We start from the raw sequence: 16,444 nt of genomic DNA on the forward strand, positions 1-16,444 counted from the left end.
CCGTCACTTCAGCGCGTCGGGGTCGCCCGGCGGCACCGTCACCGGGCCCGGCAACTGCGGGCCGAACGGCGCATCCAGCATCGCCTGCTCGCACCGGCCGTCCGGCGACACCCCCACCGTCAGCCGCGGGAAGACGTGGTCGCCCCAGGCGTTGGCGGCGGTGAACGACTGCTCGTCGTAGGCGCCGTCGTAGCAGTCCTCCTGCCAGCCGAGGTCGATCGGGTTGCCGTCCTGGTCATAGAGCCGGACGTTCTCCAGCAGCGCGCCGTCGGCGCCGTACGGGAAGATGTTGGTGACCTGGGCGCCCTCCTGGTCGTAGAAGCCCGGATCGTCGTAGCCACCGTCGACGTACTGCACGTGGGAGCCGGTGGCGGCCTCGAACGCCACGCCGGCCACCACCAGGCCGCCGATCGCCAGCGCGGCGTTGACCGCCTGCACCGCGACCAGCCGCGGCCCGCGGATCTGCCGGGCCGCGGCCCGCCGGCCCAGCCACACCGAGGCGACCGTCGCCACCAGGAACACCGCCATGCCGAACGCCACGCTGCCCGCCACGAGGGCGGTGATCATCCCCAGCGCGACGGCCCGCGCGACCCACCAGGCCGGGCGCAGCGACGTGACCAGCTCGATCGCCGGCCGTCCCCACGGCATGCTGCGCACCCACTCCTCGACCTGCGCCAGCAGCGGCGCCGTCGGCAGTCTCCGCAGCTCGGCCACGGCGTCCTGACGGCCGATGACCAGCAGCAACGCCCCCGCGACGGCGAGCACGGCCGAGATCAGCGCCGGGACCGCGAAGGTCCCGGGCGAGCCGCTCAGCTCGAACACGGTGTCGACGAACGCGAGCGCGGCCAGCCCGACGGCGCTCCAGCCGAAGAAGGCGACCACGAACCGGACCAGCCGCCGGATGAAGCCGGTCCGCTCGCCGCTCGGCTCCGGCTCGGGTTGCGGCAATCCGGCCGCGGCGCGCAACTCGGCCGCGTACGCCGCCGGCGCGCCCAGCCGGTCGATCAGCACGCCGATCGTGACGTCGTCGCCGTACTCGGCCGCGACGTCGTCGAGGTGGTCGCGGACGTCCTCGGCGATCTCCGCGAGCTCGTCCGCCGGCAGGTCGCCGAGCTCGTCGCGGACCGCGGCGACGTACGTCGCGACGGCCGGGTGGGCGGTGGCCCGGGTGGTGCTCACGCTGCCTCCTTGGTGGCGTGGTCGACCAGCTCCGTCAGCACCCCGGCGAACTCGCGCCACGTCTTGGCCGAGCGTCGCAGCAGGTCACGGCCGGTGCCGTTGAGGCTGTAATACTTGCGGTGCGGGCCCTCCTCGGAGGGCACGACGTACGTGGTCAGCGCGCCGGCGTGGTAGAGCCGCCGGAGCGTCCCGTAGACCGAGGCGTCACCGACCTCGCTCAGTCCGGCCGCGCGCAGCCGCCGCACGACGTCATAGCCGTAACCGTCCTCCTCGCGCAGGACGGCGAGCACGGCGAGGTCGAGCACACCCTTGAGGAGCTGACTGGTGTCCATGGCGGACTATTCTGCATGACGCAGTACTGCGCGTCACGCGACACGCCGCCCACGCCCATGATCATCAACCTTTTGCGCTGGTGGAGCAGCACAAAAGGTTGATGATCATGGGCGTGGGGTTGCCGGCGTCAGGCGGCTGCCTTGAACCGGCGCAGCCGCAGGCTGTTCGACACCACGAACACCGACGAGAACGCCATGGCCGCGCCCGCCAGCATCGGGTTGAGCAGTCCGGCCGCGGCCAGCGGCAGCGCCGCGACGTTGTAGCCGAAGGCCCAGAACAGGTTGCCCTTGATGGTCGAGAGCGTGCGCCGGGCCAGCCGGATCGCGTCGGCGGCCGCGTTGAGGTCGCCACGGACCAGGGTGAGGTCGGACGCCTCGATCGCGACGTCGGTGCCGGTGCCCATCGCCAGGCCGAGGTCGGCCTGGGCCAGTGCGGCGGCGTCGTTGACACCGTCGCCGACCATCGCGACGACCTTGCCCTCGCTCTGCAGCCGCTTCACCACGTCGACCTTGTCGGCCGGCAGCACCTCCGCGACCACCTCGTCGATGCCCACCTCACGCGCGACGGACCGCGCCGTCGCCTCGTTGTCGCCGGTCAGCAGGATCGGGGTCAGCCCCAGGCCGCGCAGCCGGGCGATCGCGTCGGCGGACGTCGGCTTGACGGCGTCGGCGACCACCAGCACGCCACGCGCGGCGCCATCCCATGCGACGGCGACGGCGGTGCGGCCCGCGGCCTCGGCCCGCTCCATCGCCACCTGCAGCGACGGCGGGAGCTGGACGGACCACTCGGCGAGCAGCCGCGGCCGACCGGCCAGCACGCCGTGCCCGTCGACGACACCCTGGACGCCGAGGCCCTCGATGTTGCGGAAGTCCTCGACGGCGGGCAGCGCGCCGGCCCGCGAGCGGGCGCCGTCGGCGACGGCCTTGGCGATCGGGTGCTCCGACGCGTCTTCCAGGGCGCCGGCCAGCCGCAGCAGTTCGTCGGCGGACTCGTCCTCGGCGGGCACGACGTCGAGCAGCGTCATGGTGCCGGTGGTGACCGTGCCGGTCTTGTCGAGCACGACGGTGTCGACGCGACGGGTCGACTCGAGCACCTGCGGGCCCTTGATGATGATGCCCAGCTGGGCCCCGCGGCCGGTGCCGACCAGCAGCGCCGTCGGCGTGGCCAGGCCCAGCGCGCACGGGCAGGCGATGATCAGCACGGCCACCCCGGCCGCGAACGCCGCCGCGGCCCCGCCGCCGGTGCCCAGCCAGAAGCCCAGCGTGGCGACGGCCAGCCCGATGACGATCGGCACGAAGATGCCGGAGACGCGGTCGGCCAGGCGTTGCACCTCGGCCTTGCCGTTCTGCGCGTCCTCGACCAGCTTGGCCAGCTGCGCGAGCTGGGTGTCGGCGCCGACCCGGGTGGCCCGCACGACCAGCCGGCCGTGCGCGTTGACGGTGGCGCCGGCGACCTCGTCGCCCGCACCGACCTCGACCGGGACGGACTCGCCGGTCAGCATCGACCGGTCGACGGCCGACGCGCCCTCGGTGACGACGCCGTCGGTGGCGATCTTCTCCCCCGGCCGGACGACGAACAGGTCGCCGACGGCGAGGTCGCCGGCCGGGATGCGCTGCTCGACGCCGTCACGCAGGACGGAGACCTCCTTGGCGCCCAGCTCCAGCAACGCCCGCAGCGCCGCACCGGCCCGCCGCTTCGACCGGGCCTCGAAGTACCGCCCAGCCAGGATGAACGTGGTGACACCGGCCGCGACCTCGAGGTAGATGTCGCCTGCGCCGCCGCCGCGCGAGATGGTGAACTCGAACGGGTGCTTCATGCCGGGCATGCCGGCGGTGCCCCAGAACAGCGCGTACACCGACCAGCTGAGCGCGGCCAGCGTGCCCATGGAGATGAGGGTGTCCATGGTGGCGTTGCCGTGCCGCAGGTTGGTCCAGGCCGCCTTGTGGAACGGCAGCCCGGCGCCCAGCACGACCGGCGCGGCCAGCGTCAGCGACAGCCACTGCCAGTAGTCGAACTGCCAGGCCGGCACCATGGCCAGCACGATGACCGGCACGCTGAGCACGGCAGACAGGATCAGCCGGTCGCGCAGCGGACGCACCGGGTCGGCCTCCGCCACCTCGGCGGCGGACGGCTCGGGCTGCGGCAGCCGCGCGGTGTACCCGGCGGACTCGACCGCCCCGATCAGCTCCGCGGTGGCGATGTCGCCGTCGTAGCTGACCCGTGCCTTCTCCGTCGCGTAGTTGACGGTGGCCGTGACGCCGTCGAGCTTGTTGAGCTTCTTCTCGACGCGCATGGCGCACGAGGCGCAGGTCATGCCGCCGATCTCGAGGTCGACGGTGCTCATGGGTGATCCTCCGCGGCGATCGTGAACTCCGCGGTACGGACGACACCGTCGTGTTCGAAGTCGAAGAACAGCCGGTAGTCGGCCGCGGACGCGGCGGTGGCGAAGAACGAGACGTCCGGTCCGGACGGCGTGACGCCGTCGCCGGGCTCGCCCTCGGGGTGAACGTGCAGGTAGGCGAGGTCGCCGTCGCGCAGCGCCACCAGGTGGCCGTAGGCGCCGAGGTACGGCTCGAGATCGGTGACCGGGACGCCGTCGCGGCTGACGGACAGCGTCAGCTTCGACTCGACCCCGGTGTCCATGTGACCGTCGAGCGTGACGGTGTAGCCGTCGACCTGCGCGGTGGTGCTGGCCGGGGGCAGCGCCGCCGGCTGGTAGTCGCCCGGGACGGACAGGCTGGTCCCGAGCGTCAGGGCCTCACCCTCGGTGGAGAAGTCGGCGAACAGCTTCCACTCGCCGGACGTGAGGTCGAGCGGGACGCTCCAGGTGCCGTCGTCGGCCCGCACCGGGTGGACGTGCTGGTACCCGGTGAAGTCGCGGCGGACGGCGATGAGGTGCAGTTCCTGCTCGTGCTCGACGTCGTACTCGGTGACGGGTCCGTCGGGACCGTCGATGGTGAACTGGAGCGGCTGGGCCGGCCCGGCGGGCAGGGTGTCGGCCGCCAGCGCGAACGTGTAGCCGTTCTCGGAGACCATCAGGCCCCCGGGCAGGTGCTCGGCAGCCTCGGCCGATTCGTCGTGGCCTTCCTCTTCCTCGCCCGCCTCGTCGTCGTGCCCGTCCATGCCGGACTCCTCCTCCGACTCGGCCGCGGCGGGCGCGGTGTCGTCCTCGCCGATCGGGCCGACGACACCGCCGACCGCGGCCGCCAGGCCGAACGCGCCGGCGAGGCACAGCGCATAGACACCGAGTTTGGCCGGCGCGTTCATGGCACTACCTCCGTGGACAGGGGCTCAGGACCCGGTGAGCTGGTAGCCGGCCTCTTCGACCGCGGCCTTGACGTCGTCGGCGCCGAGCGGCGACGCGCTGGTGACGTCGACGTTGCCGGTGGCGAGGTCGACGTCGACCTGGCTGACGCCGTCGAGCCGGCCGAGCTCCTCGCGGACCGACCCGGCGCAGTGGTCACAGGTCATGCCGACGACGGTGTAGGTGGAGGTGGTCATGGCGATGCCTTCCCTCGGTACGGTGGTGCGTGGACGGCGCGAGTCAGGACCGGACGAGCCGGGCGATGGCGTCGGAGGCCTCCTTGACCTTCACGTCGGCCTCGGCGCCGCCCTGACGGGCCGCCTCGACGACGCAGTGGGCCAGGTGCTCCTCCAGCAGGCCGAGCGCGACCGACTCCAGGGCCTTCGTCATGGCCGAGACCTGCGTGAGGATGTCGATGCAGTACTTCTCCTCGTCCACCATGCGCTGCAGCCCCCGCGCCTGACCCTCGATGCGGGTGAGCCGCTTGAGGTAGTCGTCCTTGCGGTGGATGTAGCCATGGGGGGCGTGGCCCTCGTCCTGTGTCTCGGTCATGAGTCCTCCTCGCGTCGACGCCGATCCGTTCCTATACACGGTACCCAGGTGCCGTATCGGCGTCTGCCATATTCATACACTACCCCCCTAGGGTATGTCCACTCCCGCGTGGCAGAGGGGTGACGCCGCGGCGACGCCAGCGTGTGGTTCGCTCGCCCCGCACGGCGTCCGGCACCGCTTGAGCACGAACGGAAGAAACAGGGGGACCAGATCATGAAATTGACGGCCACCATGCAGGTCACGGTCGACGGCGTAGCGCAGGGCAACGGCGGGGCACACCCCGATCTCGACCCCGGGTTCGAACGCGGCGGCTGGGCGCTGCCGCTGTTCGACAGCGAGTCCACGACCCACGTCGAACAGCGCTGCCTGAAGGCCGACGCGTTCCTGTTCGGCCGGCGGACCTACGACTTCTTCGCCAGCACCTGGGGCACGATCGACGACATGGTGAAGAGCACCATCGGCCAGGCCTTCAACACGCGGCCCAAGTACGTGGCCTCGACCACCCTCACCGACCCGGGGTGGGGCCCCGCGACCGTCGTCGCCGATGCGGCCGCCGTCCGCGAGCTGAAGGCCGCCCCCGGCGGGGAACTGCAGGTGCACGGCAGCATCGCCCTGGTCCGCTGGCTGCTGGAGAACGACCTCGTCGACGAACTGGAGCTGCTCGTGTTCCCGGTCGTCGTCGGCGAGGGCACGCGGCTGTTCCCCGACGCCGGCCCGGACCACGCGCTCGACCTCGTGGAGTCACGAACCTTCCCGAAGGGCGTCGTGCTCCAGGTCTACCGGCCGGCCGGGCGCCCGCAGTACGCACCGGTCGCCGGCTGACGCAGGCCGCCGGGCGTCCGCTCGGGCCGGCCGGGTGGTCGTGACAGACTGTGCCTCCGTGCACCGTGTCGTCCTCCTCGCCGGCCCGTCGGGCAGCGGCAAGTCCCGGCTGGCCCGCGAGAGCGGCCTGCCGGTGCTGAACCTCGACCACTTCTACCGCGACGGCGACGACCCGGGGATGCCGCGCCATCCGGACCTCGGGATCATCGACTGGGACGACCCCCGCGCCTGGGATGCCGAGCGCGCCGTCGACACGCTGGTCCAGCTGAGCCGCACCGGCAGCGCCCAGATCCCGGTGTACGACATCGCGCACGACCGCACCGTCGGCAGCGAGCCGTTCACCGTCGGGACGGCGCCGGTGTTCGTCGCCGAAGGGCTGTTCGCGGCCGACATCGTGGCCGAGTGCCGGTCGCGGGGCATCCTGGCCGACGCCATCGTGCTGCACCGCAAGCCATGGAAGAACTTCGTGCGCCGGCTCGCCCGCGACCTCGCCGAGCGCCGCAAGCCGCCGCTGACGTTGCTGCGTCGCGGGCGGGAACTGATGCGCACCGAGCGGGTGATCGTCGACCGGCAGCGCGCCCTCGGTGCCCGCCCGGCCGACGCGCAGCAGGTCCGGGACGCGCTCAGGGATGCCGCCGGTGCGCCCTCCGGGAAGCCCTGACCTGCGGTCTCCGGGTCGGACCATCCGCGAGACGGACGCCCGGCGGGCGCCCGCGGACCTACCGTTGAGGTATGAGCACAAGCAGCTATTTCTCAGAGGCCCGAGGCGGACTGGTCCGCCCGACCGGCAACCGCATGATCGGCGGCGTCTGCGCCGGCCTGGCCCGGCGGTTCGGCATGAAGACGCGCACCGTGCGCATCCTCTTCCTGCTGTCCTGCCTGCTGCCCGGCCCGCAGGTGCTCGTCTACCTGGCGCTCTGGATCATCATGCCGACCGAGGACTGACCCCGGCCGTCCGCACCCGGTCGAACGCCCGCTGGGCGCCCAGCGCGGCGTACCCGGGCTTGACGACATCGTTGATCAGCGCCAGCCGCTGGTCGAACGGGATGAACGCACTCTTCAGCGCATTCACCGTGAACCACTCGAAGTCCGGCAGGTCGTAGCCGAAGGCGTCGGCCAGCAGGGCGAACTCGCGGGACATCGAGGTTCCGCTCATCAGCCGGTTGTCGGTGTTGACGGTGACCCGGAACCGCAGCCGCGCGAGCAGGCCGATCGGGTGCTCGGCGATCGAGCCCGCGGCGCCGGTCTGGATGTTCGACGACGGGCACAGCTCCAGCGGGATCCGCTTGTCGCGGACGTACGCCGCCAGCCGCCCCAGCGTCACCGAACCGTCGGGCGCCACCGAGACGTCGTCGATGATGCGCACGCCGTGGCCCAGGCGGTCGGCGCCGCACCACTGCAGCGCCTCCCAGATGGACGGCAGCCCGAACGCCTCGCCGGCGTGGATGGTGAAATGCGCGTTCTCGCGGCGCAGGTACTCGAACGCGTCGAGGTGGCGGGTGGGCGGGAAGCCGGCCTCGGCGCCGGCGATGTCGAAGCCGACGACGCCGGCCTCGCGGTTCGCGACCGCCAGCTCGGCGATCTCGCGCGACCGGGCGGCGTGCCGCATGGCCGTCAGCAGCGTCGCGACCCGGATGGGCCGGCCCGCCGCGGCCGCCCGCGTCTCGCCCAGCCGGAACCCCTGCTCGACCGCCGCCACGACGTCGTCCAGCGACAGGCCGCCGCCGAGGTGCTGCTCCGGCGCGTACCGCACCTCGGCGTAGACGACGCCGTCGGCGGCGAGGTCCTCGGCGCACTCGGCGGCCACCCGCACCAGCGCGTCGCGGGTCTGCATGACGGCGACCGTGTGCTCGAACGTCGCCAGGTACCGCTCCAGCGACAGCGAGTCGGCCGCGTCGGTGAACCACCGCCGCAGGCTGGCCTCGTCGGAGGCCGGCAGTTCGTGCCCGATCTCACCCGCCAGCTCGAGAACGGTGGCCGGCCGCAGCCCGCCGTCGAGGTGGTCGTGCAGCAGCACCTTCGGCGCGGCCAGGATCTCGGCGTCGGTCGGTCGCATGCTCCGAACCTACCCCGCCGATTGGCTACATCGCCGCTGGGTACGACCCGGATGTGAGCCAGCCTCTCGCGACGCTGCCGAGCAGCCGCGACGCCGTCGCCGCACGCCGCGGCCGGAACCTGCGCCGCGTCGGCATCGTGGCGTTGACCCTCCTGATCGTGGCCGCGCTCGCCGGTCTGCTGGGGCCGCGGGCGGCCACCACGACGACGTCCGGCGGCGGCTACGAGCTGACCGTCCGGCACGGCCAGATCACCCGGCCGGGCCTGCCGATCCCGCTGGAGATCACCGTCGAGCGGTCCGGCGGATTCGACGGTGCCGTGACGCTCACCGTCAGCCGCGACCTGCTGGACCGGCTGGACTTCAACAACTGGTCGCCCAACGCCGACGGCGAGTCGCCGGGTCCGGACCGGGTGGAGTACGTGTTCACCCCGCCGAGCGGTGACGTGCTGCACGTCCTGCTGGACGCCCGCACCGCGCCCGGCCAGCTGCCCGGCCTCGGCCGGTACGCCGTCACCGTCCTCGACCCGGACGGCGGCGTCGCGGCCGAGGCGGCGTTCCGGCTGGCGGTGCTGCCCTGATGGACATCGTCATCCGCGCGGCCGTCGTCTTCGTCCTGCTCTGGTTCGTGCTGCGGGTGTCGGGCAAGCGGCAGGTGACGCAGCTGTCCGCGTTCGAGCTGATCCTGCTGGTGACACTCGGCGACCTGATCAGCCAGACCGTCCTGCAGGAGGATCTGTCGCTCACCGGCGGCACGCTGGCGGTGGCGACGTTCACGCTGCTGTCGGTGCTGCTGTCGTGGCTGAGCTGGCGGTTCCGGCGGTCACGGCGGCTGCTGGAGGGCGAGCCGACCATCCTGGTCAAGGACGGCCACGTCGACGACGCGGTGCTGCGCTACGAGCGGCTGCCGGTCGACGACGTGCTGGCGGCGGCGCGCGAGCACGGCGTGCGCGATCTCGCCGCCGTCGATCTCATGGTGCTGGAGGCCGACGGCACGTTCTCGGTGTTCACGCGGTCGGACGCGGGGGCGCCGGACGACCCGCCGCGACGGGGTTCGGACGTGTCGTGACTCGCCGGGGCGGTCACCGCACGAGGTGCACCGTGGCGATATAGCCTCACGGGGTGGCTCGCGGCGTCTACGTGACATCGGTGACGGGCGAGACCGGGAAGTCGACGGTCGCGCTCGGCGCGCTGGAGGCGCTCACCCGCCGGCTGGGCCGGGTCGGCGTGTTCCGCCCGGTGGTCCGGGCCGGCGCCCAGCCCGACTACGTCCTGGAGTTGCTGCTCGAGCACGACGGCGTCGACCTGCCGTACGACGTGTGCGCGGGCGTCACCTACGAGGACGTGCACGCCGACCCCGACGCCGCGATGAGCACGATCCTCGACCGCTACCGCACGGTCGCCGCGCAGTGCGAGGCGGTCGTCATCGTCGGCAGCGACTACACCGACGTCGACAGCCCGACGGAGTTCTCCTTCAACGCGCGGGTGGCGGCGAACCTCGGCGCTCCGGTCGTGCTGGTGCTCAACGGCCACGACCGCTCGCCGGCCGACCTGCGCGCCGTCGCCGAGCTGGCCACCGCGGAGCTGGCCGCGAACTTCGGCGCGCTGGCAGCGCTGGTCGCCAACCGGGTGCCGCCGGACGCGCTGGACGACGCCTGCGAGGCGCTGGGCGCGCTCGGCCCGGCGTGGGCGCTGCCGGAGGAGCCGCTGCTGTCGGCGCCGACCATGGGCGACCTCGTCGCGGCGTCCGGCGGCGAGCTGTTCCGCGGCGACCCGTCCCGGCTGGGCCGCGAGGTCGGCGGGCTGGTCGTCGCCGGCATGACGCTGCCACACGTGCTGGACCACCTGTTCGACGACGCGGTCGTCATCACCCCCGCCGACCGCAGCGACGTCCTGCTGGGCGTGCTGGCGGCGCACGCGGCGAAGACGTTCCCGACGCTGGCCGGCGTCGTGCTGAACGGCGGGTTCGAGCTGCCGCCGCAGATCGTCCGGCTGATGGACGGCCTCGACGTCGGGCTGCCGATCGTCACCGCGCCCGGCGACACGTTCGGGACGGCGACGGCGCTGGCGGCGGTGCGGGGCCGGCTGACCTACGACGCCACCCGCAAGGTGCAGACCGCGCTGGCGCTGTTCGACCGGTACGTCGACGCCGGCGACCTGCTCGACCGCCTCGACGTCACCCGCAGCGACGTCGTCACGCCGCTGATGTTCGAGCACGACCTCGTCGACCGCGCCCGGTCCGGCCGCCGCCACATCGTGCTGCCCGAAGGCACCGAGGAACGCATCCTGCGCGCCGCCGACACCGTCCTACGCCGCGGCATCGCCGACCTCACCCTGCTGGGCCCGCCGGCCGACGTCGCGGCGGCGGCCGACCGCGTCGGCGTCGACATCGGCGCCGCCGAGATCGTCGACCCGCGCGAGAGCGAGCTGCGCGGCCGGTTCGCGCACGAGTACGCGCTGCTGCGCGCGCACCGCGGCGTCACCCAGGAGGCGGCCTGGGACCAGGTCGCCGACGTCTCCTACTTCGGCACGATGATGGTGCAGCTCGGCCTCGCCGACGGCATGGTGTCCGGCGCCGCGCACACCACGGCGCACACCATCAGGCCGGCGTTCGAGGTGATCAAGACGCTGCCCGGCACGTCGATCGTGTCGAGCGTGTTCTTCATGTGCCTGCGCGACCGCGTGCTGGTCTACGGCGACTGCGCCGTCAACCCCGACCCGACGGCCGAGCAGCTGGCCGACATCGCGATCTCGTCGGCCGAGACGGCGGCGCAGTTCGGGGTGGCGCCGCGGGTCGCGATGCTGTCGTACTCCACCGGCGAATCGGGCACCGGCTCGGACGTCGACAAGGTGCGCACGGCGACGTCGCTGGTGCGCGAGCGCCGGCCCGACCTCGAAGTCGAGGGGCCGATCCAGTACGACGCCGCCGTCGACGCCAGCGTGGCCCGCGCCAAGCTGCCCGGCAGCGAGGTGGCCGGCCGGGCCACGGTGTTCGTCTTCCCCGACCTCAACACCGGCAACAACACCTACAAGGCGGTGCAGCGCAGCGCCGGCGCCGTGGCCGTCGGGCCGGTGCTGCAGGGCCTGCGCAAGCCGGTGAACGACCTGTCGCGCGGCGCGCTGGTCCGCGACATCGTCAACACCATCGCGATCACCGCGATCCAGGCGCAGCCGGCGGCCGCGTCGTGACCGCGGCCGCCGCCGCGCTAGCGCCGGGCCAGCTCCATCACGTCGGCCAGCTGGGTGCGGGCGGTCTCGACGTCGCTGAGGGGGAACAGGCCGACGCTCTGGACACCGGCCTCCTCCAGCGCCTGAAGGTGCGCGGCGGCGTCGTCCATCGTGCCGACCGGCGCCAGCTCGGTCCACCACGCGGACGGCATGGTGGCCAGGCCGTCGACGCCCTTGTCGGCGAAGCGGGCGGCGAGGTCGTCGAAGAACGGCAGCGAGGTGAGAGGCGTGCGCGGCTGCTGGAGCTGCCCCGCCAGCCACGGCGCCATGGTGCGGTAGGCCTCGGCGCGGTCCTTCTGCACGCACAGCACACTGAACGCCGCGAGGTGGAAGTCGGGATCGCCGGGCGTGCGGCCGGCCTGCTCCATGGCCCAGCGCACGTACGACGGACTGGCCGGCTCGGCCAGCACCAGCCCACCGGCGACCCGTCCGGCCAGCGCCAGCGACTTCGGCCCGAACACCCCGGCCAGCACCGGCGGCGGGTCGGCCGGCGGATACTCGAGCCGGACGGCGTCGAGGTCGACGTAGTGGCCGTGGCTGGTGACCTCGTCGCCCGCGAGCAGCCGCCGGACCGCGACGATGACCTCTTCCAGCGCGGTGAGCGGCGACACCGGCCGCACCCCCATCTGCGCCATCCACGACTGCACCCCGTGGCCGATGCCGGGCAGCACCCGGCCCGGGCCCAGCCCGCACAGCGTCGCGATCTCCATGGCCGTGACGGGCGCGGTGCGGGCTACCGCCGGCAGGATGCCCACACCCACCGTGAGCTGCTCGGTGACCGCCAGCGCCGCGGCCGCCAGACTCGGCCCGGCGGTGTAGAAGCAGTCCTCGATGACCCAGAGCTGCTGGGCGCCGCCTGCGTCGAGCGCGCGGGCGGCCTCGGTGACGAAGGCGGGCGGAAAGGTTTGGTCGAAGCTCATTCCGACCTGCAGGCGGTTGGTCATAACCGCACCATAACGGCACCCTCCGACAGGAACGGACTCCCTCGATGACCGTCCTCGTGCTCAACTGCGGATCGTCGTCCATCAAGTACCAGCTGATCGATCCGGACGGTCCGGCGCGCCTGGCCAAAGGGATCGTCGAGCGCATCGGCGAGGACGGCGGCGTACCCGACCACGCCGCCGCGCTGCGCCAGGTCGCCGCCGAGCTGGAGCGCGACTGCGGGCCGCTGGCCGAGCTCGGCCTGGCCGCCGTCGGCCACCGCATCGTGCACGGCGGCGACCGCTTCGCCGAGCCCACCCTCGTCGACGACGACGTCGAACGGGTCATCGAGCAGCTGGCGCCGCTGGCGCCGCTGCACAACCCGCCCGGGCTGACGGCGCTGCGGCTGGCCCGGCGCGAGCTGCCCGACGTCCCGCACGTCGCCGTCTTCGACACCGCGTTCCACCAGACGCTGCCGCCGGTCGCGTACACGTACGCCGTCGAACGCGACCTCGCCGCCCGGTACGGCGTGCGCCGGTACGGCTTCCACGGCACGTCCGTCTCGTACGTCAGCCGCGCCGCGGCCGAGTTGCTGGGCCGCGACCCCGACGACACCAACCTCGTCGTCCTGCACCTCGGCAACGGCGCCTCCGCGACGGCGGTGCGCGGCGGCCGCTCCGTCGACACCTCGATGGGGCTGACGCCGCTGGAGGGCCTGGTCATGGGCACCCGCACCGGCGACATCGACCCCGGCGCGCTGTTCTACCTGCACCGCGAGGCCGGCCTCTCCGTCGACGACCTCGACCGGCTGACCAACCGGTCCAGCGGGCTGCTCGGCCTGGCCGGCGCGAACGACCTGCGCGAGGTGCACCGTATGGCCAAGGCCGGCGACCAGGCGGCGCAGCTGGCCCGCGAGCTGTACTGCTACCGCATCCGGCACTACGTGGGCGCGTACCTCGCCGTGCTGGGCCGGGCGCACGCCATCGTCTTCACCGCCGGCGTCGGCGAGAACGACTCGTGGGTGCGGTCGCACTCGCTGGCCGGCCTTCGCCAGTTCGGCGTCGAGGTCGACCACGTCCGCAACTCCTTCACCAGCAGCCGCGCCCAAGTCATCTCGCCCGACGAGGCCGACGTCGCCGTCCTCGTCGTGCCCACCGACGAGGAGCTGGAGATCGCCCGGCAGGCGGCCGGACTGGTCGAAGCGGCGCCCGCCTGATGCAACCTCCGGCACGGGGCCGGGCGTCCTACCGAGTGACACCGGTCACACGGAAGGATCACCATGCCCCGGATCACCCGCCGCGCCGCGCTCGTCACCGCGCTCGCGGCCGCCACCGCGTTCTCGCTGGCGCCCGCCGCCGCCTCTGACAACGCCGCTCGCGGCGCGCACGACCCGACCTCGCTGTTCTCCGCCGACGTCGCCACCTACAACGTCTACCTGGGCGCCACGCTCGACCCGCTGTTCACGGCGACCAGCCCGCAGGAGCTGGTCCGGCTGGCCGGCGAGGTCTACGCCGGCGTCGAGGCGACGAACTTCCCGGAGCGGGCCGGCGCCATCGCCGACCAGATCGCCGGGCACGACCCCGAGGTCGTCGGCCTGCAGGAGGTCGCGCTCTGGGAGAAGGGCCCGCTCGGCGGCCAGCTGCAGGTCACCTACGACTTCCTCGACCTGCTGCTGGACGAGTTGGCCGAGCGCGGCCACCCGTACCGCGCCGTCGCGACGAACTGGAACTTCGACGGGACGCTGCCGATCTCGGCGACCGAGCAGGTCCGGTTCCGCGACCGCGACGTCATCATCGTCCGCGCCGACCTGCCCAGCCCGTTGCTGCGCGTGACGAACCCGCGGTCGGGCACGTACGGCGCGGTCCTGGAGATCCCGACGGCGATCCCCGGCCTGACGTTCCAGTCACCCCGCGGCTGGTCCACCGTCGACGTCGGGCTGTTCGGCGCGTCGTTCCGGTTCGCCAACACGCACCTGGAGGCGTCCGGCCCGGCCGCCATCCGCAACGCGCAGGCGACGGAGCTGGCCGGCCTGCTGGAGACGTCGCCGCTGCGCACCGTGCTGGTCGGCGACCTGAACTCGCGGCCGGCCGACACCGCGGGTGCGTACGGCATCCTCACCGGCGCCGGACTCTCCGACGCCTGGCTCGCCACCGGCGGCGACCCGGCCACCGGATTCACCGCGGGCCAGTCCGCGACGCTGCTGGACGAGAACCGGCTGCGCAGCCGCATCGACTACGTCCTCGCCGGCACCGGCGTCCGCGCCGTCACCACCGAGATCATCGGCGACGAGGAGGCCGACCGCACCGTCCCGACCGGCTTCTGGCCCTCCGACCACGCCGGTGTCGTGTCGCGGCTGCGCTTCACCCGCTGACCGGGATCCCATGATCATGTTCCCTCGCGGCGTCTGAGCGACCGCTAGGAAACATGATCATGGGACGGCGTGCGGCTTGCGGTGGATGCGGTAGCGCAGCACCAGGAACGGCAGCCCGAACAGCGAGAACGCGTGGTCGGCGCGCAGCTCGCCGGCGTCGGACCAGACCTGCAGGTCCTCGCCGAACCCGGGCACCGTGAGCGTCGTCAGCTCACCGGTGTCGGGGTCGACGACGCTGAGATAGTGCCCGGCGTCGGCGTGGGCGCCGCGGCTGGACAGCGTCAGCCCGCCGCCCGGGCGCAGCCGCGGCTCCAGCGTCGCGGTGAAGCTGCCGCCGGGCAGCGGGAAGCCGACGCTGACGAAGCCGCGCCCGCCGCGCCGGTAGGTCGTGTAGATGCCGACGTAAATCGGCTCGTCGTCGTCGGCGTAGGAGCGGATCCAGCCGCGCACCCGGGTGCCATCGGGCTGGTCGACGGTGTCGATGCGGCTGACGACGCCACGTTGCGCCTGTCGCTGGTTCATCGGCACGTTGGCCTGGCCGAGTGGCCGCGCGAGCGCCGTCCGGTACAGCAGGTAGCCGGGGCGCACCCAGGCCCGCCACTGCGGCTCGATGTCGAGCGCGAACCGGGTCGTGTGCTCGTAGAACTCACGCACCAGCGGGTCGACGGCGGACGGGTAGAAGTCGCCGCCGACCAGCTCGTCCAGCGACGCGATGATGCCGACGTCCGCGGCGTCGCGGGTGTAGTCGCCGTCCAGCTCGGTGGCGAGGGTGCGGACGAAGTCGGTGCCGACGTAGCCGCCCTGCGCGGCCAGTGGCACCACGAACGGCAGGTCGTCGGGCGCGGCCCGCTCGGCCAGCAGCGCCACCTGCGGGTCACGGAACAGCACTGCCGCGGCCAGCCGGTACGCGACGACGGTGACGGCGGCGGCCTGCGCGGGCGTGGCCCTCGCGACGACGGGGCGCATCGCCAGCCCGACCGCCGGGCCGAGCAGCACCTTGTGCGGCCGGACCCCCAGCCCACCGGCCACGCCGCCGGCCGCCAGCGCCACCCGGGCCGGTGGCTGCCGGGTCAGCGCGCCGGCCGCCCAGCCCAGCGGCGCGGCGACGGCGCCGCTGGCGAGGATGCGGTGCGGCAGCGCGGGGATCTCGTCCGGCCGTTGCCGCCGCCGGGCCACGTACTCCGACGCCGCGAGCACGGCCGCGCCGGCCAGCGCCCCGAGACCGGCCGCCCGCCGTCCCCGTCCGGCCCCCAGCGCGGCGCCCGCCAGCCCGCCCAGCACCGCCGCCGTCGACACCTGCTCGGTCAGCTTCCCGGCCACGTCCTGTCCCTCCGTCGTCGACGGGGCCATTCTCCTCGCTCCCGTGCATCAGCGTCAGTGTCGGTGCCCGCCCGTAGGGTGGGGGCCCTCCCGCACGGGGCGGGGTCCACCTACCAGTCGCGGCGCGGCAGCCGTCCGCGTCGCTCGGCCGTCGTTCTGGCCGGCCCGCGTCCAGCGTGAGCTGGCGCAGCTGATCGCCGAGGCCGACCAATGACCCCCGCCCCGTTCGCCGCCGGATCATCGTCGCGGAACGATCAGGTGACGAAACGACGCCGAGCGCGCGGCCTACGTCACCTGATCATCTCCAGCATGTGGACACGAAACGATCAGGTGACAAAGGTGCCGGGTTCCGGGCCGTTCG

The 16,444-nt window shown here is 73.2% G+C and carries 17 protein-coding genes; 8 read left to right on the forward strand and 9 right to left on the reverse strand.

Annotated features, from left to right (window positions below; all coding sequences use genetic code 11):
- Positions 1 to 3: 3 nt before the first annotated feature.
- The 6 genes from ACW62_RS25905 to ACW62_RS25930 all read right to left on the reverse strand — a co-directional run bounded on the left by ACW62_RS25905 (position 4) and on the right by ACW62_RS25930 (position 5,368).
- Positions 4 to 1,179 (reverse strand): HAAS signaling domain-containing protein, encoded by a 1,176-nt coding sequence (locus tag ACW62_RS25905; RefSeq protein WP_053207005.1) that lies wholly within the window; start codon positions 1,177 to 1,179, stop codon positions 4 to 6.
- A complete protein-coding gene (locus ACW62_RS25910; RefSeq protein ID WP_053207006.1) occupies positions 1,176 to 1,511 on the reverse strand; it encodes a PadR family transcriptional regulator in 336 nt (111 codons plus the stop codon). The genes ACW62_RS25905 and ACW62_RS25910 overlap by 4 nt, the downstream gene beginning before the upstream one ends.
- Positions 1,512 to 1,639: 128 nt before the next feature.
- Positions 1,640 to 3,856 (reverse strand): heavy metal translocating P-type ATPase, encoded by a 2,217-nt coding sequence (locus tag ACW62_RS25915; RefSeq protein ID WP_053207007.1) that lies wholly within the window; start codon positions 3,854 to 3,856, stop codon positions 1,640 to 1,642.
- Positions 3,853 to 4,779, reverse strand: a complete 927-nt coding sequence (locus tag ACW62_RS25920; RefSeq protein ID WP_053207008.1) for a hypothetical protein — start codon at positions 4,777 to 4,779, stop codon at positions 3,853 to 3,855. The genes ACW62_RS25915 and ACW62_RS25920 overlap by 4 nt, the downstream gene beginning before the upstream one ends.
- Before the next feature lie 24 nt (positions 4,780 to 4,803).
- Positions 4,804 to 5,013 (reverse strand): heavy-metal-associated domain-containing protein, encoded by a 210-nt coding sequence (locus ACW62_RS25925; protein WP_053207009.1) that lies wholly within the window; start codon positions 5,011 to 5,013, stop codon positions 4,804 to 4,806.
- Between the two features lie 43 nt (positions 5,014 to 5,056).
- Positions 5,057 to 5,368, reverse strand: a complete 312-nt coding sequence (locus ACW62_RS25930) for a metal-sensitive transcriptional regulator (RefSeq protein ID WP_053207010.1) — start codon at positions 5,366 to 5,368, stop codon at positions 5,057 to 5,059.
- Positions 5,369 to 5,581: 213 nt separating this feature from the next.
- Here ACW62_RS25930 and ACW62_RS25935 point away from each other — a divergent pair, with 213 nt between their 5' ends.
- From ACW62_RS25935 to ACW62_RS25945, 3 genes are all read left to right on the forward strand, one after another.
- Complete coding sequence (locus ACW62_RS25935) at positions 5,582 to 6,190, forward strand: dihydrofolate reductase family protein (protein WP_053207011.1); 609 nt, start codon at positions 5,582 to 5,584, stop codon at positions 6,188 to 6,190.
- A gap of 58 nt (positions 6,191 to 6,248) precedes the next feature.
- The gene (locus tag ACW62_RS25940; protein ID WP_053207012.1) at positions 6,249 to 6,851 is read left to right on the forward strand and encodes a uridine kinase family protein; all 603 of its coding nucleotides are present in this window, start codon (positions 6,249 to 6,251) and stop codon (positions 6,849 to 6,851) included.
- 71 nt (positions 6,852 to 6,922) lie between these two features.
- Entirely contained in the window at positions 6,923 to 7,135 is a 213-nt protein-coding gene (locus ACW62_RS25945; protein WP_053207013.1) for a PspC domain-containing protein, read from the forward strand.
- On the opposite strand, the gene ACW62_RS25950 is transcribed toward ACW62_RS25945, so the two are convergent.
- On the reverse strand, positions 7,116 to 8,246 hold the full coding sequence (locus ACW62_RS25950; protein ID WP_053207014.1) for an adenosine deaminase: 1,131 nt from the start codon (positions 8,244 to 8,246) through the stop codon (positions 7,116 to 7,118). The genes ACW62_RS25945 and ACW62_RS25950 overlap by 20 nt on opposite strands.
- Before the next feature lie 53 nt (positions 8,247 to 8,299).
- On the opposite strand from ACW62_RS25950, the gene ACW62_RS25955 reads away from it, so the two are divergent.
- Genes ACW62_RS25955 through pta form a run of 3 tightly spaced genes read left to right on the forward strand, consistent with a single transcriptional unit; the run spans position 8,300 to position 11,432 of the window.
- Positions 8,300 to 8,824 carry a hypothetical protein gene (locus tag ACW62_RS25955; protein ID WP_053207015.1) on the forward strand — a complete coding sequence of 175 codons (525 nt, stop codon included), beginning with the start codon at positions 8,300 to 8,302 and terminating at the stop codon, positions 8,822 to 8,824.
- Positions 8,824 to 9,312 carry a DUF421 domain-containing protein gene (locus ACW62_RS25960; RefSeq protein WP_053207016.1) on the forward strand — a complete coding sequence of 163 codons (489 nt, stop codon included), beginning with the start codon at positions 8,824 to 8,826 and terminating at the stop codon, positions 9,310 to 9,312. Before ACW62_RS25955 ends, ACW62_RS25960 begins: the two co-directional genes overlap by 1 nt.
- 53 nt (positions 9,313 to 9,365) lie before the next feature.
- A complete protein-coding gene (gene pta / locus ACW62_RS25965; RefSeq protein WP_053207017.1) occupies positions 9,366 to 11,432 on the forward strand; it encodes a phosphate acetyltransferase in 2,067 nt (688 codons plus the stop codon).
- Positions 11,433 to 11,449: 17 nt separating this feature from the next.
- Here the strand turns inward: pta and ACW62_RS25970 are convergent, their stop codons facing one another.
- The gene (locus tag ACW62_RS25970) at positions 11,450 to 12,415 is read right to left on the reverse strand and encodes an LLM class flavin-dependent oxidoreductase (RefSeq protein ID WP_205629603.1); all 966 of its coding nucleotides are present in this window, start codon (positions 12,413 to 12,415) and stop codon (positions 11,450 to 11,452) included.
- 44 nt (positions 12,416 to 12,459) lie between these two features.
- On the opposite strand from ACW62_RS25970, the gene ACW62_RS25975 reads away from it, so the two are divergent.
- Entirely contained in the window at positions 12,460 to 13,608 is a 1,149-nt protein-coding gene (locus ACW62_RS25975) for an acetate/propionate family kinase (RefSeq protein WP_053207018.1), read from the forward strand.
- 63 nt (positions 13,609 to 13,671) lie between these two features.
- A complete protein-coding gene (locus ACW62_RS25980; protein ID WP_053207019.1) occupies positions 13,672 to 14,763 on the forward strand; it encodes an endonuclease/exonuclease/phosphatase family protein in 1,092 nt (363 codons plus the stop codon).
- A gap of 57 nt (positions 14,764 to 14,820) precedes the next feature.
- Here the strand turns inward: ACW62_RS25980 and ACW62_RS25985 are convergent, their stop codons facing one another.
- Positions 14,821 to 16,113, reverse strand: a complete 1,293-nt coding sequence (locus ACW62_RS25985) for a hypothetical protein (protein WP_053207020.1) — start codon at positions 16,111 to 16,113, stop codon at positions 14,821 to 14,823.
- Positions 16,114 to 16,444: the final 331 nt, after the last annotated feature.

The organism is Jiangella muralis (assembly GCF_001270745.1).
GTDB lineage: Bacteria > Actinomycetota > Actinomycetes > Jiangellales > Jiangellaceae > Jiangella > Jiangella muralis.

What these genes read in the sequence shown, in the direction of transcription:
- ACW62_RS25985 (WP_053207020.1), bottom strand. Translation starts at nt 16,113, where the DNA reads ATGGCCCCGTCGACGACGGAGGGACAGGACGTGGCCGGGAAGCTGACC.
- ACW62_RS25960 (WP_053207016.1), top strand. Translation starts at nt 8,824, where the DNA reads ATGGACATCGTCATCCGCGCGGCCGTCGTCTTCGTCCTGCTCTGGTTC.
- ACW62_RS25970 (WP_205629603.1), bottom strand. Translation starts at nt 12,415, where the DNA reads ATGACCAACCGCCTGCAGGTCGGAATGAGCTTCGACCAAACCTTTCCG.
- ACW62_RS25950 (WP_053207014.1), bottom strand. Translation starts at nt 8,246, where the DNA reads ATGCGACCGACCGACGCCGAGATCCTGGCCGCGCCGAAGGTGCTGCTG.
- ACW62_RS25915 (WP_053207007.1), bottom strand. Translation starts at nt 3,856, where the DNA reads ATGAGCACCGTCGACCTCGAGATCGGCGGCATGACCTGCGCCTCGTGC.
- ACW62_RS25910 (WP_053207006.1), bottom strand. Translation starts at nt 1,511, where the DNA reads ATGGACACCAGTCAGCTCCTCAAGGGTGTGCTCGACCTCGCCGTGCTC.
- ACW62_RS25925 (WP_053207009.1), bottom strand. Translation starts at nt 5,013, where the DNA reads ATGACCACCTCCACCTACACCGTCGTCGGCATGACCTGTGACCACTGC.
- ACW62_RS25935 (WP_053207011.1), top strand. Translation starts at nt 5,582, where the DNA reads ATGAAATTGACGGCCACCATGCAGGTCACGGTCGACGGCGTAGCGCAG.
- ACW62_RS25980 (WP_053207019.1), top strand. Translation starts at nt 13,672, where the DNA reads ATGCCCCGGATCACCCGCCGCGCCGCGCTCGTCACCGCGCTCGCGGCC.
- ACW62_RS25945 (WP_053207013.1), top strand. Translation starts at nt 6,923, where the DNA reads ATGAGCACAAGCAGCTATTTCTCAGAGGCCCGAGGCGGACTGGTCCGC.
- ACW62_RS25920 (WP_053207008.1), bottom strand. Translation starts at nt 4,779, where the DNA reads ATGAACGCGCCGGCCAAACTCGGTGTCTATGCGCTGTGCCTCGCCGGC.
- ACW62_RS25930 (WP_053207010.1), bottom strand. Translation starts at nt 5,368, where the DNA reads ATGACCGAGACACAGGACGAGGGCCACGCCCCCCATGGCTACATCCAC.
- ACW62_RS25975 (WP_053207018.1), top strand. Translation starts at nt 12,460, where the DNA reads ATGACCGTCCTCGTGCTCAACTGCGGATCGTCGTCCATCAAGTACCAG.